Here is a 26,099-nt window from a genome sequence, read left to right as displayed (position 1 = left end):
CGCTGCGGACCCCCGACACGGGACGGCGGGGGAGGGGACCGGCTCCCCCGATGCGGAACCACGAGCGGCGACCGGACCCACGCCGTGGCGCGGGTGGAGCCCCCTGCACACGGAGCCGGTATCGCGTTTACGCCGTCTTTACGCGAAACCACCCATTCTCCCATAGCCGCTTGACGGGCTTCAGCCGCACATCTCTCGCAGGAAACCTGCGGGAGAACTGCTATGGCAGACCTGATTTACCTCACCCTCGGCATTGGCGCCCTCGCCTCATTTGCCGGTGCGGTGCGTCTCATCGACCGGTTGTGAGGCGCTGGATGTTCGACCTGATCCTTGGCCTCGCCGTTGCGGCGGGGATATTCTGCTTCCTGTTGCTCGCTCTCTTGCGACCAGGCCGGTTCTGAGGGGGCGGAGATGCACGATATCATCGGATACGTCCTGTTCTGCGCCGCGCTCACGCTGGGAGGGTGGCTCATGGCGATTGTCATGGCCCGCGTCTATGCAGGAGAGCGCACCTTCCTCTCCCCGCTGCTGGCCCCGGTGGAGCGTGGCTTCTACCGGCTCGCCGGAATCAGGGAGGAGACGCGGCAGGGCTGGCGCGGCTACGCCATGGCGGTGCTGGCCTTCAACCTGCTGGGGCTGCTCCTGCTCTATGCCATCCTGCGGCTACAATTCTGGCTGCCGCTGAACCCCGGCGGGGTCGTGGGCATGTCGGCGGACCTTGCCTTCAACACGGCGGTGAGCTTCGTCACCAATACCAACTGGCAGGCCTATTCGGGCGAGGCCCAGCTTTCCAACTTCAGCCAGATGGCGGGGCTGACGGTGCAGAACTTCACCTCCGCCGCGACGGGCATGGCGGTGGGGGTGGCCGTGATCCGCGGCTTCACCGGGCCGAAGGGCGGAGCGCTCGGCAACTTCTGGACGGACATGACCCGCTCGGTGCTCTACATCCTGCTGCCGCTGTCGCTCGTCGTGGCGCTGATCCTTGCGATGCAGGGCGTGCCGCAGACGCTGGAGACGGCCACGCATGTCACCACCCTGGAAGGCGCGGAGCAGGTGATCCCCCTTGGACCCGCGGCCTCGCAGATCGCGATCAAGCAGCTTGGCACCAATGGCGGCGGTTTCTTCGGGGTCAACTCCGCGCATCCGCTGGAAAACCCGACGATCCTGACCAACATGCTGGAATGCTGGGCGATCCTGCTGCTGCCGGTGGCCTTCTGCTTCTTCTTCGGCCGCATGGCAAAGGATCCGCGTCAGGGCTGGGCGATCTTTGCCGCCATGGGGGTGATGTTCCTCGTGGGCCTCGCCGTGATCTGGTGGGGCGAGACGGCGGGCAGCGCGCTGACGGGGGCGGGCAACCTGGAAGGCAAGGAGCTGCGCTTCGGCGCGGGGCTTTCGGCGCTCTGGGCAGAGGTGACGACGGCGGCCTCCAACGGCTCGGTCAACGCGATGCATGACAGTTTCATGCCGCTCTCCGGGCTTGTGCCGATCGTCAACATGGCCATCGGCGAGGTGATCTTCGGCGGTGTGGGCGCGGGTCTTTACGGGATGCTGCTCTACGTGGTGCTGGCGGTGTTTCTGGCGGGGCTGATGGTCGGGCGCACGCCCGAATACCTCGGCCGGAAGATCGAGGGGCGCGAGGTGACGCTGGCGATGCTGGCCTTCCTCTCCATGCCGCTGGGAATTCTGGTCGGCGGCGCGATCTCTGCCAGCGTTCCGGCGGCACTCGCCTCCGTGCAGGACGCGGGACCACACGGGCTGTCGGAAATCCTCTATGCCTATTCCTCGGCCGTGGGCAACAACGGCTCGGCCTTCGCGGGCTGGGGGGCGGCGACCCAATGGCAGACGACGGCGCTCGGCCTGCTCATGCTCCTGGGGCGCTATGCGATCATCGTGCCGATGCTGGCCATCGCGGGGTCGCTGGCGGAAAAGCAACCCGCCCCCGTCACGGCGGGCACCTTTCCCACGCATGGACCGCTGTTCGTCACGCTTCTCGTGCTGACCGTGACCATCCTCGGCGCGCTGACTTTCTTCCCGGTGCTGGCGCTTGGCCCCATCGCGGAACAGACGGCGTTGATCGCCGGGCAGACGTTCTGAGCTTCACGACCCCGGCGGGCCGGGGTCGTTTCTCTCCCAATAAGGACGACGGACATGTCCACGGCAACGGGCCAGAGCGGCCTTTACAGGGCGGCGCTGAGGGCTGCCTTCCTGAAACTCGATCCCCGCGCCTTGATGGGCAATGCGGTGATCTTTACCACGGCGGTCACGGCGCTGCTGACCACCGTTCTGGCGCTGCGCGACCTCATCTCGGGCGCGGCGGGGGCGGGGGTGAGCCTTCAGATCGCCTTCTGGCTCTGGCTCTGCGTGCTGTTTGCCAACTTCGCCGAGGCGCTGGCCGAGGGCAGGGGCCGGGCGCGGGCGGATGCGCTGCGGGCCACCAAGGCGGAGACGATGGTGAAGCTGCTGACGCGCGAGGATGACCCCGCGCCCCGCGAGGTGCCGTCCGCCAGCCTCCGCGCCGGTCAGCTGGTGCTCGTCCGCGCGGGCGACCTGATCCCCACCGATGCGGAGGTGGTGCGCGGTGTGGCCTCCGTCGATGAAAGCGCCATCACCGGAGAGAGTGCGCCGGTGATCCGCGAGTCCGGCGGCGACCGCTCCTCCGTCACCGGGGGCACGCGGATCGTGTCGGATGAGCTTGTGCTCCGCATCACGGCGGAGCCGGGCAAGAGCTTTCTCGACCGGATGATCGCGCTGGTGGAGGGGGCGGAGCGGCAGCGGACACCGAACGAGATCGCGCTGAACATCCTGCTCGCCGGGCTGACGCTGATCTTCCTGCTCGTCGTCGTCACGCTGGAGCCGTTCGCGCGCTATTCGGGCATCGTCATCCCGGTCATCACGCTGGCGGCGCTGTTCGTGACGCTTATCCCGACGACGATCGGCGGGCTGGTCTCCGCCATCGGTATTGCGGGCATGGACCGGCTGGTGCGTGCGAATGTCATCGCCAAGTCGGGCCGCGCGGTGGAGGCGGCGGGCGATGTGGACACGCTGCTGCTTGACAAGACCGGCACGATCACCTTCGGCAACCGGATGGCGGATGCGTTCATTCCGGCGCGGGGCGTGACGGAGGCGGAACTGGCGGAGGCGGCATTCCTCGCCTCCTCCGCCGACGACACACCGGAGGGCAAGTCGGTCGTCGATCTCGCGCGGAAGCGGGTGGCCGGGCTGGCACCGCAGGGGGGAGAGGCGGTCGCCTTTTCCGCGCAGACGCGGTTGTCGGGCGTCGATCTGCCGGGACGGACGCTCCGCAAGGGCGCGGTCGATGCGGTGGAACGGTTCTCGGGTATCGCGGCGGACCCGGCGTTGAGAGCGCGGGTGGAGGAGATCGCGCGAAGCGGCGGCACGCCGCTGCTGGTCGCGGACGGGGCGCGGATCCTCGGCGCGATTCACCTCAAGGACGTGATCAAGCCCGGCGTCAGGGAGCGGTTCGCCGAACTCCGCGCCATGGGTATCCGCACGGTGATGATCACCGGGGACAACCCGCTGACGGCCGCCGCCATCGCCGCGGAGGCGGGGGTGGACGACTTCCTCGCCGAAGCCACGCCGGAGATGAAGCTCGACTACATCCGCAAGGAGCAGGCGGGCGGGCGGCTCGTCGCCATGTGCGGCGACGGCTCCAACGATGCGCCCGCGCTGGCGCAGGCGGATGTGGGGGTCGCGATGAATTCCGGCACGCCCGCCGCCAAGGAGGCCGCGAACCTGATCGACCTCGACAGCGATCCGACCAAGCTCATCGAGGTGGTGATGGTGGGCAAGCAGCTGCTCATCAGCCGGGGGGCGCTGACGACCTTCTCCATCGCGAACGACGTGGCGAAGTATTTCGCCATCCTGCCCGCGATGTTCGTCGCGGCCTATCCGGGGCTGGCGGTGCTCAACGTCATGGGTCTGGCCAGCCCGAGGAGTGCCATCCTGTCAGCGGTGATATTCAACGCGCTGATCCTTGTGGCGCTGATTCCGCTCGCGCTGCGCGGCGTGAAGTATGTGCCTGCGAGCGCTGCGGCACTGCTCCGCCGCAACCTCGCGCTCTACGGGTTGGGCGGGCTTGTCGTGCCATTTGTCGGGATCAAGGCCATCGACATGGCCGTCGCCGCGCTTGGCCTTGCTTAACGGAGGATTGACAGATGTTTACCCTTGTTCGACCGGCCCTGGCCATGACTCTTGCCATGACGGCGCTCACCGGGATTGCCTATCCGCTGGCGGTGACGGGGCTCGGCGGTGTGCTCAACCCGTCGGGTGCGGCGGGCAGCGTGATCCTGCAGGATGGCCGGGCCGTCGGTTCGCCGCTCATCGCGCAGGCGTTCAGCGATCCGGGCTATCTTCACCCCCGGCCCTCCGCCGTGGATCATGCGACGATGCCGAGCGGCGCTTCCAACCTCGGACCGACCTCCGCCCTGCTGGCGGAGCAGGTCGCGGCCCGGCGGGCGGCGTGGGAGGCGGCGAACGGCACCCCGGCGCCAGCCGATGCGCTGACCGCCTCCGGCTCTGGGCTGGATCCGCATGTCTCGCCGGAGAATGCCCGGGGTCAGGCGCGCCGCATCGCCGCGGCGCGGGGCATGTCGGAAGGCGAGGTGCTGCGCATCGTCGCCGCCCGGACGGAGGGACGCTGGCTCGGCCTTTATGGGGAGCGGCGGGTCAATGTCCTCCTGGTCAACCTCGACCTTGACGCGGTGGCCCGGATAGCGCCTGCTGCCGGCAGTTGAGGAGAGCGATGCCCGATACGCCGCGGCCCGAACCCGAAGCCCTGCTGACCGAGGCCCGACGCGAGGGGCGGGGCAGGCTCAAGATCTTCCTTGGTGCCGCGCCGGGAGTGGGCAAGACCTATGCCATGCTGGAGGCCGCGCGGAACCGCGCGGCCGAAGGCGTTCGTGTGCTGGTCGCCGTCGTGGAGACCCATGGGCGCGGGGAGACGGAGGCCATGCTGCGCGGGCTGGAGGTACTGCCCCGCCGCCCCGTCCTCCACGGCGGGCGCATCCTGCAGGAAATGGATGTCGATGCCCTGATCGAACGGCGCCCCGGTCTCGCGCTGATAGACGAGCTTGCCCATTCCAACCTGTCCGGCGGGCGGCATGAGAAACGCTGGCAGGATGTGCAGGACGTGCTGGCGGCGGGGATCGACGTCTATACCACCATGAACGTCCAGCATGTGGAGACGCTGAACGACACCGTCGCCCGCATCACTGGCATCCGGGTGCGGGAGACGGTGCCGGATCAGGTGCTGGCGCAAGCGGATGAGATCGAGCTGGTCGATCTGCCGCCTGACGAGCTGATCGAACGGCTGAGGGCGGGCAAGGTCTATGTGCCGGATCAGGCGGCGCGCGCCGTCGGCAATTTCTTTGCCAAGGGCAACCTTACCGCGCTGCGCGAGCTTGCCATGCGCACGGCTGCGGACCGGGTGGATGCGGAGCTTCGCCAGCACATGGCGGCCAACGCGATCACCGGGCCGTGGCCCGCGCAGGACCGTATTCTCGTCGTCCTGCCGGAAGGGGCGGACGGGCGGGACGCGATCCGCACCGCGAAGCGCTCCGCCGACCGGGCGCGGGCGGAGTGGCTGGCGCTGGGGCTGATCAGCCTGCGGGAGGAGGCGCGCGCGCCCGGCCGGGAGGGGGCAGCGGCCCTGCGGCTGGCGGAGCGGCTGGGGGCGGACGTGTCGGTCCTTCAGGTGGACGGATCCGGCGCCGCGGAGGTGCTCGATTTTGCGGAGCGCAACAACGTCCGGCGCATTGTCCTGCCGCGTCCGGGAAAGCGGGCGGGGATGGGGCGTCTTTTCGCGCGGCCCGGGGAGGCGACGGTCTCGGCGCTGCTCCGTGCGGCAACGGGATTCGAGATAACGCTGGTCGCCGATGCGGAGGGGGCGCGGCCTGACCGAAGGAGGCTCCGCATGGATCCGCCCGAGGCGGCGCGCATGGGGGCTGTCGCGCTCCTTGGTGTGGGGGCGGCGACCGTCATCGCGCTCGGGGCGGATCGCTGGGTGCCGGTGCTGAGCCTCCCGCTCATCTACATGACGGCGGTGGTGGCGGTCGCGGCGCGGTTCGGGCGCTGGCCCGCCATCGTGACGGCGGCGCTGAGCTTCGGGGTCTATGACTTCTTCTTCACGCGGCCCTACTTCACCCTGCATATCTGGGATCGGGGTCAGTTTCTGACGCTCCTGCTGTTCCTCATCGCTTCGGTGCTGACGGGCAATCTTGCCGCCCGCCTTCGGGCGCGCGCCATTGCGCAGCGGGCTATCGCGGACCGGACGCGCAAGCTCTACGATTTCTCCCGCAAGGCCGCCTCCGCCGCCTCCTTCGATGATGTCGTCTGGGCGGCGGTCAGCCACGTGGCGCGGGTGCTGGAGGCGGAGACGATCCTGCTCCTGGCCGATGACACCGGAGGGCTAGCAGTGGCGGGCGCCTTTCCGCCGGAGGATCATCTGGGCGCGCGGGAGCTTTCCGCCGCGCGCTACGCCTTCGATCATGGTGAGCCCGCGGGGCGGGGTTCGGCGACGCTGCCCGCCTCCCGCTGGCTTTTCCTGCCGCTTTCCACGCCGGAGCGGCGGCTTGGCGTCATGGGGATAGCCCCCGCAGGCGGGCGGGAAACCGGTCCGGGAGACCGGCGGCTTCTGGAGGCGCTGACCGATCAGGTTGTGCTCGCGCTCGAACGCATCCGCCTGTCGGACGATCTGGCGCAGTCGCGGCTCGCGAGCGAAACGGAGCGTCTGCGGTCGTCGCTGCTCTCATCCGTCAGCCATGATCTCAGAACGCCGCTCGTCTCGATTCTGGGAGCGGCGGAGGGTCTGGAGCGCAGAGGGCTGGCGGAGAACGATCGCGAGACGCTGGTAGACACCATCCGGGAGGAAGGTGAGCGGCTCGACCGTTACATCCAGAACCTGCTCGACATGACCCGGCTTGGCCATGGGGCGCTCCGGCCCCGGACGGCCGCCACCGATCTGCGCGAACTGGTGGGCAGCGCGCGCAACCGGCTCCGCGTTCCGCTTCGCGGCCACCCGGTTGCAGTGCGTATTCCCGCCGATCTGGCGGCGGTGGAGGTGGACCCCATCCTGATCGAACAGGTGCTGGTGAACATCCTCGACAATGCCCGCAAATATGCCGGGCAGGGTGCTGCCATCCGCATCGCCGCGTGGACGGAAGGGGCGCGGGCGATCCTCACGGTGGAGGACGATGGTCCGGGGCTGCCGCCCGGCGCGGCGGAGCGGGTGTTTGACATGTTCTGGCGCGCGGGCCAGGGCGATGGGGCACAGGCAGGCACCGGTCTCGGTCTGGCCATTGCCAAGGGGATCGTCGAGGCGCATGGCGGCACCATCCGCGCCGAGGCGGTGGAGCCGGATGGTCGCGGTACCCGGATCGTGATGCAACTGCCGCTGTGGAACCCGGAGGTCTCACAATGATGGAAAACCGGCCCGCCCGTATCCTGATCGTGGAGGATGAGGCCCCGATCCGTCGCTTTCTCCGTGTGGCGCTGGAGGCGGAGGGCCATGTCGTCTCGGAGGCCGGGACGGCGCGCGAAGGGATCGCCAAGGCGGCCCTGGAATCGCCCGCCGCGATGATCCTCGATCTCGGCCTGCCCGATGCGGATGGGGTGAGCGTGCTCCGCGCGGTGCGGGAATGGTCGGCATTGCCGGTGCTGGTCCTTTCCGTGCGCAGCGACGAGGCGGGCAAGATCGCCGCGCTGGACGCGGGCGCGCAGGATTACGTTACGAAACCGTTTTCCACCGGCGAACTGCTCGCGCGGCTTCGCGGCCTTCTGCGCGACCGGGCGGGAGATGCCGCGCCCGCGATCCTGACGCTCGGCCCGCTGACGATCAACGCGGCGGAGCATCGCGCGTCGCTGGCGGAGGTGGACATCCGGCTCACCCGGCGCGAGTTCGATCTGCTGTGGCTGCTGGCCAGCCACGCCGGCAGGCTCGTGACGCAGGAGATGGCGCTCCGCGCGATCTGGGGGCCGGGGCATGCGGAGGACAGCCAGTATCTTCGGGTCTATATCCGCAACCTCCGCGCGAAGCTGGGCGATGACGCCGCCGACCCGCGCTGGATTTTCACAGAACCGGGCGTGGGCTACCGGTTGTCTGATCATTGAATCCGCTGCATTGCCGCATGTATTGCTGCTGTGCAGCGTGAGGGCCTGTTCCCTGTAGCAGGTAGCAAGCCGCTGATTTTCAAAGCCATGCGTGTTTTGCAATGCAGCATTGATTAAAGAGATGCGTGAATCTTGTTGCACATCCCATGCTGCAGTGCGAAAAGTAACTCACAGGCGCCACGATGCGCCCACGGGTTTCCCAAGGCTCACTCCTCCTCCCCGAGCCTCGGAAAATGGCGGCGACCCCCTCCTCCTCCCTGGGGTCGCCGCTCCCCTCCCCACCGCTTACAGTTTATGACGGGTTTCGGCGCGGCTGGCAGTGATCTTCGGTAGATCGGATGCGAGCCTCAGGGTCTGATACGCCGCGATTGCCATTCTTCGTTTTGCTCGCAAATCGGCGGAATGTGCTGCCTGCGCCTGAATGCGTCCCGGAGATGCGCCTCGGAGGAACACCGGCTTCTGATCGCGTATGATACTCCGTTTGTCTTTGTTTTCAGGCAAAGCTCATCCACCAGGCAGCGCAGGCTCGAGCCATCGACTGCAGCGAGGGAAGGCCCGGTCGTTTTCGGAGATGCCTACGATCCGCCATCCCTTTCGAGCAGGACTTCACCCTGATCGGGACCACGGATCAGGATCATAAGGGCCCGCCGGAGGAGGCGCGATGCACGGATGAGGAGCGGGATTACCTCTGCGCCTTCGCGAGCCGCTATTTCGCCCGCCCCATTGCCGCCCGCGATGTGGTCTGGAGCTATTCCGGGGTGCGGCCGCTCTACAATGACGGGGCGAAGTCGGCCACGGCGGCGACACGGGATTTCGTGCTGAGCCTGGACGGGAACGGCGCGCCGCTGCTCAACGTCTTTGGCGGCAAGATCACCACCTACCGGCGTCTGGCGCAGGATGCGATGCGCAAGCTTGCCCCGCATCTTCCCGGCCTGAAACCCGACTGGACGGCGCGGGTGCCGCTGCCGGGGGGCGATTTCCCGGTCGATGGCGTGGCGGCGCTGATCGACAGGCTCGGCACGGCCTATCCGTTCCTGAGCCGGTCCCATGCGGCGCGGCTGGTGCGGACCTATGGCACGGAGGCCTTCGCCCTGCTGGGGGAGGCCCGTTCCATCGCCGATCTGGGCCGCGATTTCGGCGGCACGCTCACGGAGGCGGAGGTCGGCTGGCTGACGGAGCAGGAATACGCCAGCACCGCCGAAGATATTCTGTGGCGGCGCACGAAGCTCGGCCTGCACATGAGCGGCGCCGAACGGGAGGCGCGCAAAGCCCCTGAATAGCGACGAGATGGCCATTGGGCAGCGCGTTGAAATGATCCGGGTGGCATGGCGTCTTTGCCATGCGTCGCCAGAAAGACCTTGCCCGGAACGATCCGATTTTCGGCAGCATTCTGTGGCAGAGCGAACGCACTGCTTCGCGGGCGGAGCGGGCATGTCGGTCCAGGAGTGGACAGGTTTGTCTTTCTCCGTCGTGCCCGCTGCACCTTATTGGGACATTCCTCTCGGGATCGCGACACCCCGTGATACCGCGCCGCAACAGGGAGGAGCTTCCGGCGGGGGGAGACAAAGTGGCGATGGACAACGCTGCCGGTCGCTCCTATTCGTAGCGGCCACATCCGCGGTGCCACGTCGAGCGTAGCCTGTCCGCCAAACCAAGGGACAGTGTTATGAGAAAGATATCGCCGCGCGGGCGTTTGCTTCTGACCGCGTTCTCCATCGCTGCAGCGCTGCCGCCGCTCGTCCATGCGCAGGATGCTCCTACCGTAATGGATGAGGTGGTGATCTCCAGCGACGGTACGCGGGGTTACAGTGCCCGCACCTCCACCGCCGGGACCAAGACCAGCACGCCGCTTGCGGAAACGCCTGCTTCCATCTCCGTCGTGACGCAGGGGCAGATGGAGGATCAGGCGGTGTCCTCCGTGGCGGAGGCGCTGCGCTATACGCCCGGCGTGGCGTCGGAATACCGGGGCACCTCGAACATCTCGGATGAGAGCTATGTGCGCGGCTTCGGCTATGTGCCCCGCTATCTGGAAGGGCTGATCCTCAGCGGATCCGGGCAGCAGATAGACCCTTGGCTTCTGCAATCCGTGGCCGTGGTGAAAGGGCCCGCCTCCCTGCTTTATGGCCAGTCCAATCCGGGCGGCCTGATCGACATGGAACTGAAGAAGGCCGATGGCAGCGAGGGCACCCGCGCCGGTCTCACCTTCGGGACGCGCAAGCAGGCAGGCGCGCGTTTGGACATCTCCCGCAAGGTGAGCGATACGCTGTCCTGGCGGATGCTTGGTCTGGCGGAGAAGGCCGATACGCAGGAAGAAGGGTTGGAGACACGGCGGCTGACGTTCGCTCCTTCCCTGCAATGGGCACCGACCGACCGCACCACGGTCACCGCCTATGCGCTTTATCAGCGGGAGCCGGATGCGGGATATCGCAACTTCCGGGAAGCGCGCGGCACGCTTCGCCCAACCCGTTACGGCTATATCCCGGGTGATTTTCTGGTGGGCGATCCCGATTTCGAGGGGTCAGAGCGCACCGCGGTCGGCTTCGGCTGGTCGGTGGAGCATGAGATCAGCGATCAACTCACCTTCCGCCAGAAGGCCCGTTACAGCACCGGCCATTGGGACCAGCGCACATTGGTCTGGGGATCGCTCGGGCAGGATGACCGCACCATCAGCCGCACCGTCACCGAGGCCCGTTCGGAGACACGGCAGGCGGCAATCGACAACCAACTCGAATACCGCCTGAACGCTCTGGGTGGAGAGCATGTCCTGCTGGGGGGTGTCGATTTCCAATACACCCGCGTCAACGACCGGTCCAGCTACGGGGCGAGTGCGAATCCGATCGACTGGCGCGACCCGGTCTATGGCAATGTGGTGATCACCGGCGATCCCCGCGGCCAGTCGGAGGGCATTTCCCGTGTGCGGCAGACCGGCGTCTATCTGCAGGATCAGGCCACGTGGGGCCGGCTCCACATGCAGGCGGGCCTGCGCTACGACTGGGCCAAAAACGAGAGCACCGACCTGCTGGCGGACAGCACCGAGGAGTTCGACAGCAAGGCTCTGACGGGCCGGCTCGGCTTTCTTTACGAAATGGAAAGCGGCTTTTCGCCCTATGCGAGCTATTCCACCTCCTTCGAGCCGGTGACGCAGGTCGCGGGCACCGGACAGGCGCCCTTCGACCCGACAGAGGGCGAGCAGGTGGAACTCGGCGTGAAATGGGCCAATCGGGCGGATACGTTGACCGTCACCGCGTCAGTCTATGATCTTCGCCAGACGAATGTCCTGAAATACGACGATGCAACCGCTCTTTACGAACAGGTGGGGGAGATCCGGTCCCGCGGGTTCGAACTGGAGGGACGGGGGCAGGTGACGGAGGCCTTCTCCCTCATCGCCGGCTATTCCTACAACGACTCCAAGGTCTCCAAATCGACCATCCGGGAGGAGATCGGCACCCATAATGACCGTGTCCCGCGGCATCAGGCCTCGCTCTGGGGGAAGTATGCGTTCGGCAGCGGCTGGGATGCGGGGCTGGGTGTGCGTTATGTCGGTGAAAGCTGGGCGCGCGGCAACGCCTTTACCGTGCCGGGGGTGACGCTGGTGGACATGGCGATCGGCTATGATTTCGGCGCCTACGATCCGCGTTATCGCGGGCTGCGGGCGCAGCTCAACATCACCAACCTCACGGATGAATTCTACGCCTCCTCCTGTGCCAGCGCCTATGCCTGCTGGGTCGGTGCGGAACGCCATGCGACGTTGAGCCTCGACTACACATGGTAAGCCGTGCCCTGCCGCTGGCGTTCCTGCTGACGATGACGATGACAGTTTGCGGGGCGCAGGCGCAGGAGCTGCTTCACCCGGGCGCGACCCTGTCGGTCGATGCGGGCGGCGGGCCGGTCAGCCTCCGTATCGCCGCGCCGCCGGGAAGCTACATTGCGGGGCGGATCAGCGGGGCGGAGCAACCCGTTACCGCGGATCTGCTGCGCGAAGACGGCAGCCATCTCCGCCGCCTGGCCGAGGATCGCCGGGGAGATGTCGATTTTCAGGCGATGACGGAGGGCGACGCGTTTCTCCGCATCACCTCCGCGACCCCGGTGGCAGTGCGGCTCGACCGGGTGGTGCCGCCGGGGGAGCAGATCCCGCCGGAGCGCGCCTTCCTCAGCCCCCGGATCGCTGCGATGGCCGAAAGCCTGTCGCGTGGTGAGGACACCGAGGCCTTCTGGCGGGAAGTCGGCGCGTCCGGCACCCCGCTGGTTGAGGACGCGGCGGAGGGAGAGGCCATCCTGACCTTCCTGTGGCGCGGAGCCAGCCGCAATGTGCGTCTGTTCGGCGGGCCGTCCAACGATCATGAATGGCTGGAGCGGCTGGACGGCAGCGACATCTGGTTCAAGAGCTTCCGTGTGCCGGACGGTGCGCGCCTGTCCTATAAGCTCGCCCCCGATGTGCCCGACGTGCCTGGCAGTTCCCGCGTGCGGCGGGCTGCGCTGCTGGCCACCGCGCAGGCGGATCCGCTGAACCGCACGCCCTGGCCCGCGACGGCCATCGACCGGTTCAACCAGTCCTCCACCGTCACCCTGAAGAACGCCCCCCCTCAACCCGGCACGCCGACCGGGACAGCGGCCGATCCGGTGATGGCGCGCATGACCTTTCACAGCGACCGGCTTGGCAACAGCCGGGAGATCACGCTCTTCCACCCTCGCGGCATGGACCCGCGCGATCCGCGTCTGGTCGTTGCATTCATCTTTGACGGGGAAGCCGCGCTGGAGCAGATGCAGGTGCCGGACATGCTGGATCGGCTGGCAGGGGAGGGCCGGTTGCCCCCCGTATTGGCGGTGCTGATCCCCTCCATCGACGGTCGGACGCGCGCGCGGGAGCTTCCCGGAAACGACGGGTTTGCCGATGCGCTGGCGGATGAGCTGCTGCCGCAGGTGGCGGTGCGGATGGGCATTCTGCCCGATCCGGCGCGCACTGTGCTGGCCGGTGCAAGCTATGGCGGGTTGGCGGCGGCGACCGTCGCCCTACGCCGCCCGGAGGTATTCGGGAACGTGCTGAGCATGTCCGGCTCCTTCTGGTGGGCGCCGGATCACGCCCAGACCGACGGGACCCCGTGGATGGCCGCCGAGTTCGCCGACCGGGACAGGCTGCCGCTCCGCTTTTTCCTGAGCGCGGGAACATTCGAGACAGCGCGCCCCGAGTCCGCCGGGATCTTCGAGACCTCGCGTGAGCTGCGCGACATCTTGCGGCTGAAGGGCTACGATGTCGGCTGGCGCGCCTATGCCGGGGGGCATGACTACCTCGTCTGGCGGGGCGCGCTGGCCGATGGGTTGATCGCCCTTTTCGGAGAGTGACTTGCACGCCGCGTGACCAGAGCCATCAGGGGGCGTGGTGTTCCATGCAGCAGATCACCTGACGTCGCGCATGCGACGGCCCGGAGATCACGCGTTTTTCATCGGTGTGGGGGGCAGGAAAGCCTGCCGCAGGATCGGTCCGGCAGACCGGGATGCGATATCGGAAGCCCCGGTTGCGGGCAGGGCCGACAGCGGCGGATCGGCTTGTTGCCGGGCCGCGCGGTTCACGGAACCCGTTCGACCGTCTGGGGCCGGGGGAATTCCGGCGCTTCGGGTGGGAGGCGCATCGGATGCGCCTCCCCATAGGGCAGATCGGGCCTCTGCGGAACGCAAGCCCGCAGGGCATCAATCTTCGCGCATCACTTGGCGTAGGCACCCACATAGGTGCCCGCCGCGATCTGGCGGAAGATATCGGCCTCTTTGCGCTCCTGCGCGCGCACCGCCTCCAGAAGCTTGTCGGCGTTCTGTGGCGGAAAGGCGACCACGCCGTCATGGTCACCCACCACGATGTCGCCGGGATTGACGATCATGCCGCCGATGACAACGGGCACGTTGATGGCGCCCGGGCCATTCTTGTAAGGCCCCCGATGGATGACGCCGCAGGCGAAAATCGGGAAGTCGTCAGCCCCGATTTCCGCGGTGTCACGGATCGCGCCGTTCAGCACCATACCGGCCGCCCCGCGACTTTTAGCGATAGCGGACATGATGCCGCCGATCAGGGCGCGCTCTGTGGAGCCGTCGCCATCCACCACCACGACATCGCCCGGCTGGACGAGATCAAGCGCCTTGTGGATATGGTAGTTGTCTCCCGCGGCAACCCGGACGGTCAACGCGCGGCCCGCCATCGTGCCGCTGACACGGTGGTAGGGGCGCAGTCCAACAGCCCCCGGCAGCCGGTCCAGGTTGTCGCTGATGACCGCCGTGGTGGTGCTGCGATATTCGGCGACAAGGCTCGTCAGAGCGTCGCTTCTTTCCATGGCCGTCATGGGACCTCCTGTTTTCGAATGGAGGCGGGATGGGCGAGGCATCCCGCAGGTAAGTCAGACCAGAGCCTCGCAGGCACGCCTGATGGCGGTGCAGCCGGCCTCGATATCCTCCATCGGGCCACCGAAGGAGAGACGGAGATAGGGCGACATCCCGTAGGCGCTCCCGTCCAGAACCGCTACCTTCGCCGCCTCCAGCAAATAGAGCGAGACGTCCACATCGCTGTTCAGCACCTGCCCCGCGGGCGTCGTCTTGCCGATCAGCCCGGCAACGGAGGGGTAGAGGTAGAACGCACCCCCCGGTTTGCGGACCGAAAGGCCCGGCGCCGCTGCGAGAAGTTCCACCATACGGTCCCGGCGCTGATGGAAGATGTCGGCGATCTCCCGCACGCAGGACTGGTCCCCGGAAAGGGCCGCCGCCGCCGCGGCCTGACTTACGGAACTGGCGCAAGTGGTGCTCTGGCTGATGAGCTTCGCGATGGCGGCAATCAGCGGGGCGGGGCCCGCAGCATAGCCCACGCGGAAGCCGGTCATCGCATAGGCTTTCGATACGCCGTTGATGATGAGCGCGCGGTTCTTCAGATCGGGGGCGACCTGGACCGGGGTCACGGCCTCGTTGCCATCATAGATCAGATGTTCGTAAATCTCGTCGGTCATGACCCAGACGCGCGGATGGCGGCGAAGCACCTCGGCCAGCGCTCCCAGCTCCTCACGGCTGTAAATCGCGCCGGTGGGGTTGTTGGGCGAATTCAGGACCAGCCATTTCGTGCGGGGTGTGATCGCCGCCTCCAGCGCGGCAGCCGTGAGCTTGAAACCATCGCTTTCGGTGCAGTTCACGATTACGGGCCTGCCCCCGTGGATGGCCGCGATATCGGGATAGCTCACCCAGTAGGGGGCGGGCACGATCACCTCATCCCCTTCATCGAGCGTCGCGGCGAAGGCTTCGAAAATGAGCTGCTTGGCGCCGGAGCCGACCACGACTTCCGCGACGGTGTAGTCCAATCCGTTGTCGCGTTTCAGCTTTGCCGCCACCGCGTTGCGCAGCGCGGCTGTCCCGGGCGTCAGCGTGTAATGCGTGTCGCCCGAGGTCATCGCGCGAATGGCCGCATCAACGATGTGAGCGGGTGTGTCGAGATCCGGCTCTCCGATCGTCAGGTCGATGATCTTCTGCCCTGCCGCCTGCATCTCGCTGACCTTTTGCTTGGCGGCGATGCTGGCGGACGGCTTCAGTGCGATAACCCTTTGGGCAAGCTGCACAGTCATGGATGTCTCCGTTCTCTGACCATGGCAGGGTAGAGCGGACGAAAATACGAAAAAAGCGATATTATTAGATCATAACATATGGTATTTTGGAATGTATTATCTCGCGCGGGATGTGCTCATGATCACCTTCAAGCAGCTTGAGGCGCTGTACTGGATCGCCCGTCTGGGCAGTTTCGCGGCGGCGGCCGAAAAGCTCTACACCACGCAATCCGCCATATCCAAACGTGTGCAGGAGCTTGAGACGCAATTCAGGGTGGAGGTGTTCGACCGCAGCAAGCGCACGGCCCGACTGACGGAGAAGGGCACGGAGATCCTGCGCTATGCCACCAGCCTGCTGGAGCAGCGCGATCAGTTCATCGAACGCGCCAGTTCCAGCGAGGTGCTCATCCGGCATTTCTCGCTGGGTGTGACGGAGCTGACGGCGATGAGCTGGCTTCCGCGCCTCGTGCAGCGTGTCCGCAGCGAATTCCCCCGCGTCAACATCGAACCGGAAGTCGATCTCAGTGCGAGTCTTTTTGAGCGGCTGATGAACGAAACCATCGATCTTATCGTCATTCCCGATGTGTTCAGCGACAGCCGTTGTGTTTCCGTCCCGCTCGCGACGGTGGAAAATGCATGGATGGCGGCGCCGGAGGTCTATACGGGCGACGAACCGCTGGGATACGAGGATCTCGCCCGGTTCACCATGCTGATGCAGGGCACGCGCTCCGGCACCGGGCTGGTCTATGGGCGGTGGCTGGCCGAACATGGGGTGGGGGTCGCACGGACTATTCCCTGCGAGAGCCTTGTGGCGCAGGTGGGCTTCACGGTGTCCGGCCTCGGGGTGAGCTATCTTCCCGTGCCGGCGATGGCGCCGCTGTTGCAGGCCGGGCGGCTGCGGCGGCTGCCGGTCAAGGCCCAGCTTCCGCAGGTTCGCTATGCAGCCTATTACCGCAGCGACCGGGATTCGAACTTTCGCAAGCGCGTCTCGGAACTTGCCCGTGAGTCGTGCAACTTCCGGTCCTTTTTCACCGTCTGATCGACCGGTCCGAGCCTGTCAGAGGCTGGAAAGCGGCACGATCTGCGCCCCCGCCTCCAGCACTGCGGCCTGAATGGTCTCTCCCAGCCTGACTGCTCCCGGGGTGTCGCTGTGGACGAGGATGGACTCGGCCGTCATGGGGATGACATCGCCCTCGATCGTTTCGATCTCGCCGGCCTGTATCATCCGTATGACGCGATCCCGGATGGCCTGCGGATCCTTCACCATGGACCCCGGCGTCGCCCGGGATACCAACAGCCCGCGACGGTCATAGGCGCGGTCTGCGAGAAAGGAGCGCGCCACGCGCAACCCGTGCCGCTGCGCCGCCCGCTCTGCTTCCGTATTGGGAAGCGCCACGAAAGCAAGGTCACGGTCGAAAGCCCGCATCGCGCCCAGAAGCGCATCGGCCACCTCCGCATCCACGAAGGAAAGGTTGCCGAGCGCGCCATGGAAGTTGGCATGGGTCATCCGATGGCCCGCTGCCTCTGCGATCGCCCGGAGCGCACCGAGCTGATAGAGCGTCATCAGTTCCAGTTCGCGCCTGTCCATCGTTATCGCGCGCCGGCCGAAGCCCTGCCGGTCGGCATAGCCCACGTGAGCACCGACATCCACGCCAAGCTGCAGCGCGCGCCGCACGGTGCGATCCATGATGACAGGATCGCCGGCGTGAAACCCGCAGGCGATATTCGCAGAGGATACCAGCGAGAGGATCGCGTCATCGTCCGCCGCCTGATAGATGCCAAAGCCCTCGCCCAGATCGGAGTTGATGTCGATTTTCATCACGTGGCCTCCGGCTGGATGGTAGTGACGACATCGCCGAAGCCGATGATGGCGCCATCCTCCGGCAGGTCCGCGACGCAGCCCGCCAGCGGGGCGCGGACCGGAACCAGCAGCGTATCAAGCCGGACATTCCCGAGAATTGCCCCTTCCATCACCCTGTCACCGGCATGCGCGTTCTGGAAGCGCCCGAAAGCCGGGGATTTGACAGCGACCGGTGCAGAGGCAGCGGGGGTGACGGGCGGTTCGGCAGAGGGCCTCCGCGCGGGAAGGCGGAGGATGACGCTTTCCTCGCCCATGCTGATTTCCAGTTGCGTGACCTGACGGGCCGCCGCGAAGCGTGCAAGCTCCCGGATCTGTGCTGGTTCGATCATGATCCTCTCCTTCCCTTACACGCCCAGTATGCGGATATCATCTGCCAGCCGGGCATGGAACGCGGCGGCAGCTTCCGCTGCTTCCCGTCGCGCCGCCAGCGCTTCCTCCCGCGTTACGGCTTTGAAGCGCAGCCGCTCCCCCAGGCGGGACTGACCGATCCGCCACAGGTCCGCGCCGATGACCGCGCCGAACTTGGGATAGCCGCCGCAGGTATTCGCATCCGCGAGCTGGATCACCGGCTGGCCGGAGGGCGGCACCTGAATGGTGCCCGGCAGGATGCCGTGCGAGAACAGTTCCAGCCGCTCCCGCGTCTTCAGCACCGGCCCGGACAGACGGTAGCCGATGCGGTTGCTGTCAGGCTGTATCTCCCATGTGTCCGTCTGGAAAGCGTGATGCGCCTCATCGGTGAACAGATCATACTCCGTCGCGGGCAGAAAGCGGATCGGCGCCTCCGGGGGATAGCTGGCATCGTAAAAGCCCGAGAGCAGCGCCGGGTCCAGCGCGAACTCCCCGCTCCCCTCCTTGCCCGGCCCCTCACGGTCTGCCTCCAGACGGTCGCCAGCCTCCAGAGCGCGCCCGTGCAGGCCGCCGAACCCGCCCTTCATGTCGGTGCTGGCAGAACCCAGCACCGCTGGAACACGGATCCCGCCGGATACGGCAAGATAGGCCCGCATCCCCCGCCGTGCCATTCCAGCCGAGAGCCTGTCACCTGCGAGTAGGGAGAGGCGGGTCCAGCCTGAAACGGGGCGTCCGTTCAGCCGGACGCCACAATCGGCCCCGGTCATGGCGATGGTGACGTCGCCGTGGCACAGAAGATCAAAGCCGCCATAGGTGAATTCGACGGCGGCGGCCTGTGGAATGTTGCCCAGCATCCGGTTGGCCAGTTCCAGCGCGACCTTGTCCATCGCACCTGCCGAGCCGACGCCTTGCGCCAGATAACCACAGCGCCCCAGATCCTGAATGGAGGCCTGCGGGCCTGTCTGGATGAGTTCGATCATTACAGCGCCTTTTTCGGAACGAAACGCACCGTATCGCCGGGGGAGAGAAGAGCCGGCGGATTCCGGTCAGGGTCGAAGAAGGAGATGTCGGTCTGCCCGATCACGTGCCAGCCGGAGGGCGAGCTTCGTGAGATCACCCCCGCCTGCGCCCCCCCGATCACGACCGCGCCCGCTTCCAGCCGCGGCCGCGGAACGGCGCGGCGGGGGACGGCGAGGCGCGGATCGAGCCCTGCCAGATAGCCGAACCCCGGCTGGCTGCCGAGCGCGAAGACCGTATAGGTCCCCGCGCTGTGCAGGCCGATATACGCCTCCGGCGTCAGGTTGCAGGCACGGGCGACCTCCGGCAGATCCACCCCCGTCTCACCGCCGTAGCTCACCGGGATCTCCACCACGCGGGAGGGGATGTCGGCAGCGGACGTGCGGCGCCAGAGCGCCTGGATTTGCGTGACCGCGCCGCTTCCATCCACCGCTTCGGGGTCGATCAGCACGAGGATGTTGTTCATCCCCGGCACGGTTTCGGTAACGAAATCGCATGCCGCCAGAAGGTCCCGAAGCGCCCAGATGCGGTGCTGTATGCTTGTCTCCAGCACCTTGGCGTCTGTCTGGCACAGGATCGCGCTTTCACCCAGCCAGCTTGTGTGGAGCAGGAGATCATCCATCCGCGCGATCCGACAACAGGGTTTCCAGATGATGAATACCCGCGCCGCCCGCAACAAAGGCCGGATCGTCCAGTATTTCGAGGTGCAGCGGAATGTTGGTCGCAATGCCTTCGCTGACGGTTTCCCGCAGGGCTGCCCGCATGCGGCGGATCGCATCGGCCCGATCGGCGCCGCGCACGATGATCTTCGCGATCATCGAGTCATAATTGGGGGGGACGACATAACCGCTCTCGATATGGGTCTCGACGCGAACATCCGGGCCGCCCGGCGGCTGCCAGCGGGTGATCCGCCCGGGGCTCGGCCGGAACGTGTGGGGGTCTTCCGCATTGATCCGGCATTCCATCGCATGTCCGCGGGTGGCGATGCCATCTTGTGTCAGCGTCAGCGGCTCCCCCGCGGCGATGCGCAACTGCCACGCCACGATGTCGATCCCGCTGACCATCTCCGTCACCGGGTGTTCGACCTGAACCCGGGTGTTCATTTCGATGAAGTAGAAGGCATCGTTCTCGTAAAGAAACTCGAAGGTCCCGGCCCCCTGGTAGCCGATGGCCCGGCAGGCCGCAGCACAACGCTCCCCGACAGAAGCCACGAGATCGCGCGGTATGCCGGGGGCGGGGGCCTCCTCCACCACTTTCTGATGACGTCGCTGCATGGAGCAATCCCGCTCCCCCAGCCAGACGGCGTGGCCGTGCTTGTCCGCCAGCACCTGAATTTCCACATGCCGCGGGGCGGGAAGGAATTTTTCCATATAGACGTCGGGATTGGCGAAGGCGCGGCGCGCCTCGTCCCGCGTCATGGCCACGCCTTCCGCGAGTTCCGAGGTGTCGTGCAGAATCCGCATGCCGCGCCCGCCGCCGCCGCCTGCCGCCTTGATGATGACCGGGTAGCCGATCTGCTCGGCGATGCTTCGGCATTTTTCCAGATCGTCAGGAAGGGCGCCATCCACACCGGGAACGCAGGGGACATCCGATTGCCGCATGAGCCGCTTGGCCGAGATCTTGTCCCCCATCGCCTCGATTGCTTCGGGAGTGGGTCCGACGAAGATCAATCCGGCCTCCGTCACCGCCCGGGAAAAGGCCGCGTTCTCCGACAGGAAGCCGTAACCCGGATGGATGGCGTCGGCCCCCGTCAGCCGTGCCGCCGCGATGAGCCGGGGGATGTTCAGATAGCTTTCAGACGGGGCGGCGAGGCCGATGCACAGCGACTGATCGGCGCTGGCGACATATCCTGCCGCGCGATCCGCTTCGGAGAAAATCTGCACCGTCTCAAGGCCCAGGTAACGGCAGGCGCGCTGAATGCGCAGGGCGATCTCACCCCGATTGGCGATAAGAACCCGTTTCATCAGCCAATATCCTCAAGCGTGAAGAGCGGTTGCCCGATCTCCACCGTGTCTCCGTTTCCCGCGTGGATGGTGGTGACGATACCACGCGCCGCAGCCTTCACGGGGGTCAGCATCTTCATCGCCTCGATCACGGCCAGCGTCTGCCCCGCCTCCACCGTCGCGCCGATCTCCACAAACGGCGGGTCTCCGGGCGTGCCCGCACGGAAGAAAGCACCGGGCATTGGCGCCTCGACGGTGTGTCCGGGAATGCCATTCGACGGCGCGGGGGGCGTGCCGGTCTCGACAGGAGCCGCCTCGACCGATGCCCCAAGCGATGCCGTGCCGCGTTGAATGTGGATTGTGAGACCGGCTTCGCGGACCGTCAGTTCGCTCAAGCCCGCGTCGTGGGCGGCCTGGATCAGGCTCTTGATGTGATCGATATCCACGTCGTCCTCATTTTCTGTGGCGCGACCCGAAGCAGACGTTCGGATCGCGCAGGGACAAGGTCAGACCGGGATGTCTTCCAGGCTGCGGTTGCGGGTTTCCACTGCCAGCAGCGCAATGACGACCGCCTGAATCAGGAGCAGCACCGAAACCGCACCAACGACCGCAATCATGCCCCATTGCACCAGATAGACGGAGACGAACGGGATCGCGATGGAGGCAAGGCGTCCGGCAGTCACGGCCCAGCTTGTGAGTCTCATCCGCACCTCGGTCGGGAAGAGCTCCGGCAAGTAGCCGGCCTGCACGACGGAGACGAGAAAATAGACAAGGCTGAACATCACGAAACCCAACCCGGTCGCCACGGCCTGGGATTCGACCAGGGCAAAGCACGGACCGATGACCGCCGCCAGAAGCGAGCCGGCGATGATCGCGGGCTTGCGTCCGATACGGTCGCTGAGCAGGAACGCGAGGATCGCACCGGCGGGCCCGCCGAGGGTCATCAGCACCGCCTGACCCAGGGACTGGTTGATCGGAATACCCTGCTTCGCCATGAACGTCGGCAACAGTGCAATGAAACCGTAGATCGCAGCGCTCTGCACGATCTGGGTCACTGCGCCGACGCCCAGCGAGCGGCGGAAACGCGGGTCGAGCGGATTTACGTCCTGTGTCTTGACAGGCGCACTTGTCCTGATCGTGGGCAACGTGCCCGGAGCGGCTTCCGCCTCGATGGAGGAGACGATGAGGTCGGCACGTTCCTTCTGGCCGTTCCGCTCCAGCCAGCGGGGTGATTCCGGGATATTCTTGCGCGCGATGAAGACGAGCAGCCCGCCGATCCCCGCGATGACGAACATCGCCCGCCAGCCGAGCACGGGAATGACCAGCCAGCTCATCAGCGTCGCCGCAAACAGGCCGAACTGCGCAATGCAGGAAAGGAGCGCCGCCCAACGGCCCCGGTGGCTCGGCGGCACGAATTCGCTCAGCAGGCCGTAGCCGATCACCAGCTCCGCCCCGAGCCCGATCCCGGTGACGAAGCGCGCGGCTATCAGCCATTCCATCGTCGGCATCATGGCGCAGGCAAGCGAAGAAAGGCCGAATATCAGCAGGTTGAACTGATAGGTGAACTTGCGCCCGTAGCGATCCCCAAGGAAACCGGCCATTATCGCGCCGATCAACATGCCAAAGGCCGTGGCGGACAGAAAGGCCGCGTTCTTCTCGGGCGTGCTCCAGCCGTCTTGCACGATCGCGCCGAGCACAGAGTTCGCGAGGTAGATATCAAAGGCGTCAAAGAACAGGCCAGCGCCGACCAGCAGCAGAATTTTCTTGTGAAACGGCAGGATCGGCAGCCGGTCAAGGCGATCCCCCGCAGAAGCGCTTGGCGTCATGCCATCATCTCCCGTTGGCTTTTTTATGGCCGGAAGGTGCCGCATTTTAGAACATAATAAAAATGACTTAATATCGTCATATCGCATCTCAAAAAGGAATGTATAAGTTGGTCATGCAGGATGCCCTGTTCGATATGGAACAATGCGCGCTTACTGCTTCCCACGGAAAATAGGTTACGGGGCGTTTTGGCAGGGGGGCTGTAATCGGCAGGCGGAGTGATGGGCCCGGCAGTCTCCGGTTGCCAGAAAATTGGTGCGGTGCCGATCTGGGCCGATGTGGCAATCCTGCGAACAGGATCGCAGCCGCGTGGGAGACCGCTATCCAACGGGCGCGCCACTGTTACCGCGAGAGACGTCACTTTCGAAACGGTTCAGTGTTCAGGGAGCGGAGCAGCGGCGGGAGTCATTGCCGCATAAAAGACTGCTGCGAAACTCTGGATTTTGGCTATTCGCCATCCCAATCACGGAAGTTTGGCGGGAAAAGCTGGAAGGAAGCGAAGTGCAGGCTGGATACCGGCCTTCCCAAGACCCTGCTCCACAGCGCCGTTTGCCGAGAGCGTTCGTCAGTAACCGCAGACCCCTACTCCCCGCAGGCGGAGCCACAACGCCAGGGTGTGGTAGCCGGATCAGGAAGGTGATCCTGAGCGCTTCTGTTGGCACCGAATGGGCCGGGGCTGGATACATGCTGTCCTGAACGCAAAGAAGCCGCCCTTTTCGACGCACAGCACCGTCCGGTTGAAGCGCCGATACTCCCCGATCGAGATACCCTCTAGGCCGCTGACGTTCGGCGGGGGGCGGGTCCGACACGAGAACCATTCGCATCACGAAAGTATCGGCGGAGCCGGGTGTCCGCATTGTCTTGAGCATCCCGTTCTGGTTTTGGATGGCCTAACGATGCGCCCTGCTGTCGGTGACAGACTTTGCCTCTCGGGAGCCGGTGATGATGGAGAGCAGCCGTTCGGCTGCATGCTGGGTGCGTGACAAGGCAGTATCGGGCGGTCAATGGACAGCGGGTGTCGCGGCGCTCAATATGCCTGATGGATGATCGGGACGCGGACAACTGGTCAAGGCGCGACCCTGCTCACCGCGACGCCCGGGCGGCGTGACCGGATGTGACGAGAATGCCCCGAAAGCCTCGCCAAACCTGGGAATGTCTTCATGACGGCAATCTGCCGAACCGGCGGAGAGGGAAGGGCGGGGTCGCCACGATCTGGTGCGGGCATTTCCGGCCACACAATCTATATTTTCTGACCGAAGAAGAAGGCATGTTTTCTTTGCCTTGCCCGCTTCCTGCTAGAAAGAGGGGTATGCTGGGGACACTTGCGACCGCGGGGGTTCCTGCCCGCGCCGGCAATCGATGGGTCCGCGCAGATGACAAGGAGTTCACATGGCCGCCGATACTGCTCCGCTTGATCCTTCCGTGGTGGACGCGCTGAAAGGCGTATCCACCGCGACGCTGACCACCGTCCTGCTGAAGAAGGGGCTGCGCAATGTCTGGCTGCGGGGCACCCGGCCGATCCGTGCGGGCCAGCCCCGGACCGTCGGGCGCGCCTTCACCCTTCGCTTCGTGCCCGCGCGGGAGGATTTGGCCACGCCCGCCTCCTGGGCTTCACCGGTCTCCACCCGCGCGGCGATAGAGGCGATGCCGGAGGGCTGCATCGCGGTTGCCGATGCCATGGGCGTGGCGGACGCGGGGATCTTCGGCGATATTCTCTGTGCCCGGATGCGGAAGCGCGGGGTTGCCGCGATGATCACTGACGGGGTGCTGCGCGATGCGGCGGGCGTTCTGGGCACGGACCTGCCCGTCTGGTGCAGCGGGATCGCGGCGCCGCCCTCCGTCGCCGCTCTGACCTTCGTGGGCTGGCAGGAGCCGGTCGCCTGCGGGGGTGTGGCAGTGTTTCCCGACGACATCATCGTGGTGGACGATGACGGCGCTGTCGTCATCCCCGCAGCCCTTCTGGACGATGTGCTGGCCGCGGCGCCCGAGCAGGAGGCGCAGGAAGCCTGGATCATGACCGAGATCGACCGGGGCGTGCCGCTGCCGGGCCTTTACCCGATGAACGAGGAAACGCAGGCGCGATATGCGGCCTTCCGGGGAGCAAAGGCATGAACGCACAGGATCGGACCGCGCCCGCCCTCGGTTTCAACGCCGAGACCAAGGGCATCTACCCGATCGCCGCGACCCCCTTCCACGCCGACCTTTCCGTGGATTGGGACAGCCTCGACCGGCTGACGGACTTCTATCAGGACTCGGGCGCGACGGGGATCACCATCCTTGGCATCATGGGGGAGGCCCAGAAGCTCACCCCGGAGGAAAGCCGGGAGATCGCGCGCCGGGTCATCACCCGCTCCCGCGTGCCGGTCGTGGTCGGCGTGTCCAACCCGTCCTTCGCAGCGATGGGAGCGCTGGCGAAGGAGGCGATGGATCTGGGTGCTGCGGGTGTCATGGTCGCCGGTCATGCCGGGCTGCGCTCGGACGAGCAGATCGCCGCCCATTTCCGCAACGCCGTCGAGGCGATAGGGCCGGAGACGCCATGGGCCTTGCAGGACTATCCGCTCACCCTTTCGGTCGTGCTCTCGGTGCCGATGATCCAGCGGCTCATGACGGTCGGCTGGTAGGGCTGGGATGCGACCATGCCGTCGGGAGGGTGAGGGAGGCGTAGCCGAAACCCTTCTCCGCAGGGGTGGCGTCTTCCCGGGGATTCATGCTTTCCTGCCGCCCAAGGTGGAGGAGAAGCGAATGTCCGACATGAACCGGCCCGATCTGGCCGATCTGCTGATGACGGTGATGGAGCGGGATATCCTGCCGCTCACCCGTGCCGGAGTGGCGGCGGGCAACAAGGTGTTCGGCGCCGCGCTGATCGACAAGGCGACGGGGCGGCTCGTCATCGCGGGCACGAACAACGAGACGGCCAACCCGCTCTGGCATGGCGAGGTCCATACGCTGAAGCTGTTTTACGAATTGCCGGAGGAGGACCGTCCCGACACCCGCGACCTGATCTTTCTGTCCACGCATGAGCCGTGTTCCATGTGCCTCTCGGCGATCACATGGACAGGGTTCGACAATTTCTTCTATTTCTTCAGCCATGAGGACAGTCGCGATGCCTTTGCCATCCCGCATGATCTGCGCATCCTGAAGGAGGTCTTCACCCTTGGCCCCGGCGAATACGCGCGGGAGAACGCCTTCTGGCAGTCGCGCGCCATCTCCCGGCTGATCGCCGAGGCACCGCAGGACGAGCGCGCGACCTTGCAGTCGCGGGCGCGGGCGATCGCGGAGGAATATGACCGGCTGTCGGCGCTCTATCAGTCCGGCAAGACAGGGAATGCCATCCCGCTGAACTAGCGGTATGTGCGGTTGCGGGTCATACGCGCCTTCCGGGAATCGGTGGGCATCGGCCAACAGGCGGGTGGC

The 26,099-nt window shown here is 66.1% G+C and carries 20 protein-coding genes and 1 pseudogene; 12 read left to right on the top strand and 9 right to left on the bottom strand.

Annotated elements, in window-relative coordinates:
- Window positions 1-411 precede the first annotated feature (411 nt).
- The 8 genes and pseudogenes from kdpA to fes all read left to right on the top strand — a co-directional run bounded on the left by kdpA (window position 412) and on the right by fes (window position 13,467).
- Window positions 412-2,094, top strand: coding sequence for a potassium-transporting ATPase subunit KdpA (kdpA, locus tag CDV49_RS05200; RefSeq protein ID WP_088214501.1), 1,683 nt, complete (start codon window positions 412-414; stop codon window positions 2,092-2,094).
- Window positions 2,095-2,148: 54 nt separating this feature from the next.
- Window positions 2,149-4,161, top strand: coding sequence for a potassium-transporting ATPase subunit KdpB (gene kdpB, locus CDV49_RS05195; RefSeq protein ID WP_088214500.1), 2,013 nt, complete (start codon window positions 2,149-2,151; stop codon window positions 4,159-4,161).
- Window positions 4,162-4,175: 14 nt separating this feature from the next.
- Window positions 4,176-4,754: a potassium-transporting ATPase subunit KdpC gene (gene kdpC / locus CDV49_RS05190; RefSeq protein ID WP_088214499.1), complete on the top strand. Its 579-nt coding sequence runs from the start codon at window positions 4,176-4,178 to the stop codon at window positions 4,752-4,754.
- 8 nt (window positions 4,755-4,762) lie between these two features.
- Window positions 4,763-7,438 (top strand): sensor histidine kinase, encoded by a 2,676-nt coding sequence (locus CDV49_RS05185; RefSeq protein ID WP_088214498.1) that lies wholly within the window; start codon window positions 4,763-4,765, stop codon window positions 7,436-7,438.
- Window positions 7,435-8,127, top strand: a complete 693-nt coding sequence (locus CDV49_RS05180) for a response regulator (RefSeq protein ID WP_218821890.1) — start codon at window positions 7,435-7,437, stop codon at window positions 8,125-8,127. The genes CDV49_RS05185 and CDV49_RS05180 overlap by 4 nt, the downstream gene beginning before the upstream one ends.
- 584 nt (window positions 8,128-8,711) lie before the next feature.
- Window positions 8,712-9,407: pseudogene (locus CDV49_RS05175) on the top strand (glycerol-3-phosphate dehydrogenase C-terminal domain-containing protein); the annotation flags it as partial.
- Window positions 9,408-9,793: 386 nt separating this feature from the next.
- Window positions 9,794-11,899 carry a TonB-dependent siderophore receptor gene (locus tag CDV49_RS05170; protein WP_088214496.1) on the top strand — a complete coding sequence of 702 codons (2,106 nt, stop codon included), beginning with the start codon at window positions 9,794-9,796 and terminating at the stop codon, window positions 11,897-11,899.
- Entirely contained in the window at window positions 11,893-13,467 is a 1,575-nt protein-coding gene (fes, locus tag CDV49_RS05165; RefSeq protein WP_088214495.1) for an enterochelin esterase, read from the top strand. The genes CDV49_RS05170 and fes overlap by 7 nt, the downstream gene beginning before the upstream one ends.
- Before the next feature lie 359 nt (window positions 13,468-13,826).
- On the opposite strand, the gene CDV49_RS05160 is transcribed toward fes, so the two are convergent.
- Both CDV49_RS05160 and CDV49_RS05155 read right to left on the bottom strand, forming a co-directional pair.
- Entirely contained in the window at window positions 13,827-14,453 is a 627-nt protein-coding gene (locus CDV49_RS05160; protein ID WP_088214494.1) for an RraA family protein, read from the bottom strand.
- A 54-nt stretch (window positions 14,454-14,507) separates the two neighbouring features.
- Window positions 14,508-15,713 carry a pyridoxal phosphate-dependent aminotransferase gene (locus tag CDV49_RS05155; protein ID WP_088214493.1) on the bottom strand — a complete coding sequence of 402 codons (1,206 nt, stop codon included), beginning with the start codon at window positions 15,711-15,713 and terminating at the stop codon, window positions 14,508-14,510.
- 91 nt (window positions 15,714-15,804) lie between these two features.
- Between CDV49_RS05155 and CDV49_RS05150 the strand changes: the two genes are divergently transcribed.
- Window positions 15,805-16,731 carry a LysR family transcriptional regulator gene (locus CDV49_RS05150; protein WP_218821889.1) on the top strand — a complete coding sequence of 309 codons (927 nt, stop codon included), beginning with the start codon at window positions 15,805-15,807 and terminating at the stop codon, window positions 16,729-16,731.
- Between the two features lie 18 nt (window positions 16,732-16,749).
- Here CDV49_RS05150 and CDV49_RS05145 read toward each other — a convergent pair whose 3' ends face one another.
- From CDV49_RS05145 to CDV49_RS05115, 7 genes are read right to left on the bottom strand one after another with little or no spacing between them, the layout of a single operon-like run.
- Window positions 16,750-17,511, bottom strand: coding sequence for a LamB/YcsF family protein (locus CDV49_RS05145; RefSeq protein WP_179209121.1), 762 nt, complete (start codon window positions 17,509-17,511; stop codon window positions 16,750-16,752).
- Window positions 17,511-17,882, bottom strand: coding sequence for a hypothetical protein (locus tag CDV49_RS05140; RefSeq protein ID WP_088214491.1), 372 nt, complete (start codon window positions 17,880-17,882; stop codon window positions 17,511-17,513). Before CDV49_RS05140 ends, CDV49_RS05145 begins: the two co-directional genes overlap by 1 nt.
- Before the next feature lie 15 nt (window positions 17,883-17,897).
- Window positions 17,898-18,881, bottom strand: coding sequence for a 5-oxoprolinase subunit C family protein (locus CDV49_RS05135; protein WP_088214490.1), 984 nt, complete (start codon window positions 18,879-18,881; stop codon window positions 17,898-17,900).
- A complete protein-coding gene (gene pxpB, locus CDV49_RS05130; protein WP_088214489.1) occupies window positions 18,881-19,540 on the bottom strand; it encodes a 5-oxoprolinase subunit PxpB in 660 nt (219 codons plus the stop codon). The genes CDV49_RS05135 and pxpB overlap by 1 nt, the downstream gene beginning before the upstream one ends.
- Entirely contained in the window at window positions 19,533-20,882 is a 1,350-nt protein-coding gene (gene accC / locus CDV49_RS05125) for an acetyl-CoA carboxylase biotin carboxylase subunit (protein WP_218821888.1), read from the bottom strand. The genes pxpB and accC overlap by 8 nt, the downstream gene beginning before the upstream one ends.
- Window positions 20,882-21,307 carry an acetyl-CoA carboxylase biotin carboxyl carrier protein gene (locus CDV49_RS05120; RefSeq protein WP_088214487.1) on the bottom strand — a complete coding sequence of 142 codons (426 nt, stop codon included), beginning with the start codon at window positions 21,305-21,307 and terminating at the stop codon, window positions 20,882-20,884. The genes accC and CDV49_RS05120 overlap by 1 nt, the downstream gene beginning before the upstream one ends.
- Window positions 21,308-21,367: 60 nt before the next feature.
- Window positions 21,368-22,687: an MFS transporter gene (locus tag CDV49_RS05115; protein WP_088214486.1), complete on the bottom strand. Its 1,320-nt coding sequence runs from the start codon at window positions 22,685-22,687 to the stop codon at window positions 21,368-21,370.
- 1,387 nt (window positions 22,688-24,074) lie between these two features.
- Here CDV49_RS05115 and CDV49_RS05110 point away from each other — a divergent pair.
- The 3 genes from CDV49_RS05110 to CDV49_RS05100 all read left to right on the top strand — a co-directional run bounded on the left by CDV49_RS05110 (window position 24,075) and on the right by CDV49_RS05100 (window position 26,030).
- Window positions 24,075-24,797, top strand: a complete 723-nt coding sequence (locus tag CDV49_RS05110; RefSeq protein ID WP_088214485.1) for a ribonuclease activity regulator RraA — start codon at window positions 24,075-24,077, stop codon at window positions 24,795-24,797.
- Window positions 24,794-25,306, top strand: a complete 513-nt coding sequence (locus tag CDV49_RS05105; RefSeq protein ID WP_088214484.1) for a dihydrodipicolinate synthase family protein — start codon at window positions 24,794-24,796, stop codon at window positions 25,304-25,306. Before CDV49_RS05110 ends, CDV49_RS05105 begins: the two co-directional genes overlap by 4 nt.
- A 121-nt stretch (window positions 25,307-25,427) precedes the next feature.
- Window positions 25,428-26,030, top strand: coding sequence for a nucleoside deaminase (locus tag CDV49_RS05100; RefSeq protein ID WP_218821887.1), 603 nt, complete (start codon window positions 25,428-25,430; stop codon window positions 26,028-26,030).
- Window positions 26,031-26,099: the final 69 nt, after the last annotated feature.

The organism is Haematobacter genomosp. 1, from assembly GCF_002196855.1.
Taxonomy (GTDB): Bacteria; Pseudomonadota; Alphaproteobacteria; order Rhodobacterales; family Rhodobacteraceae; genus Haematobacter.
Note: the sequence above shows the minus strand (reverse complement) of the source record. Positions and strands in the feature narration are given on the sequence as shown.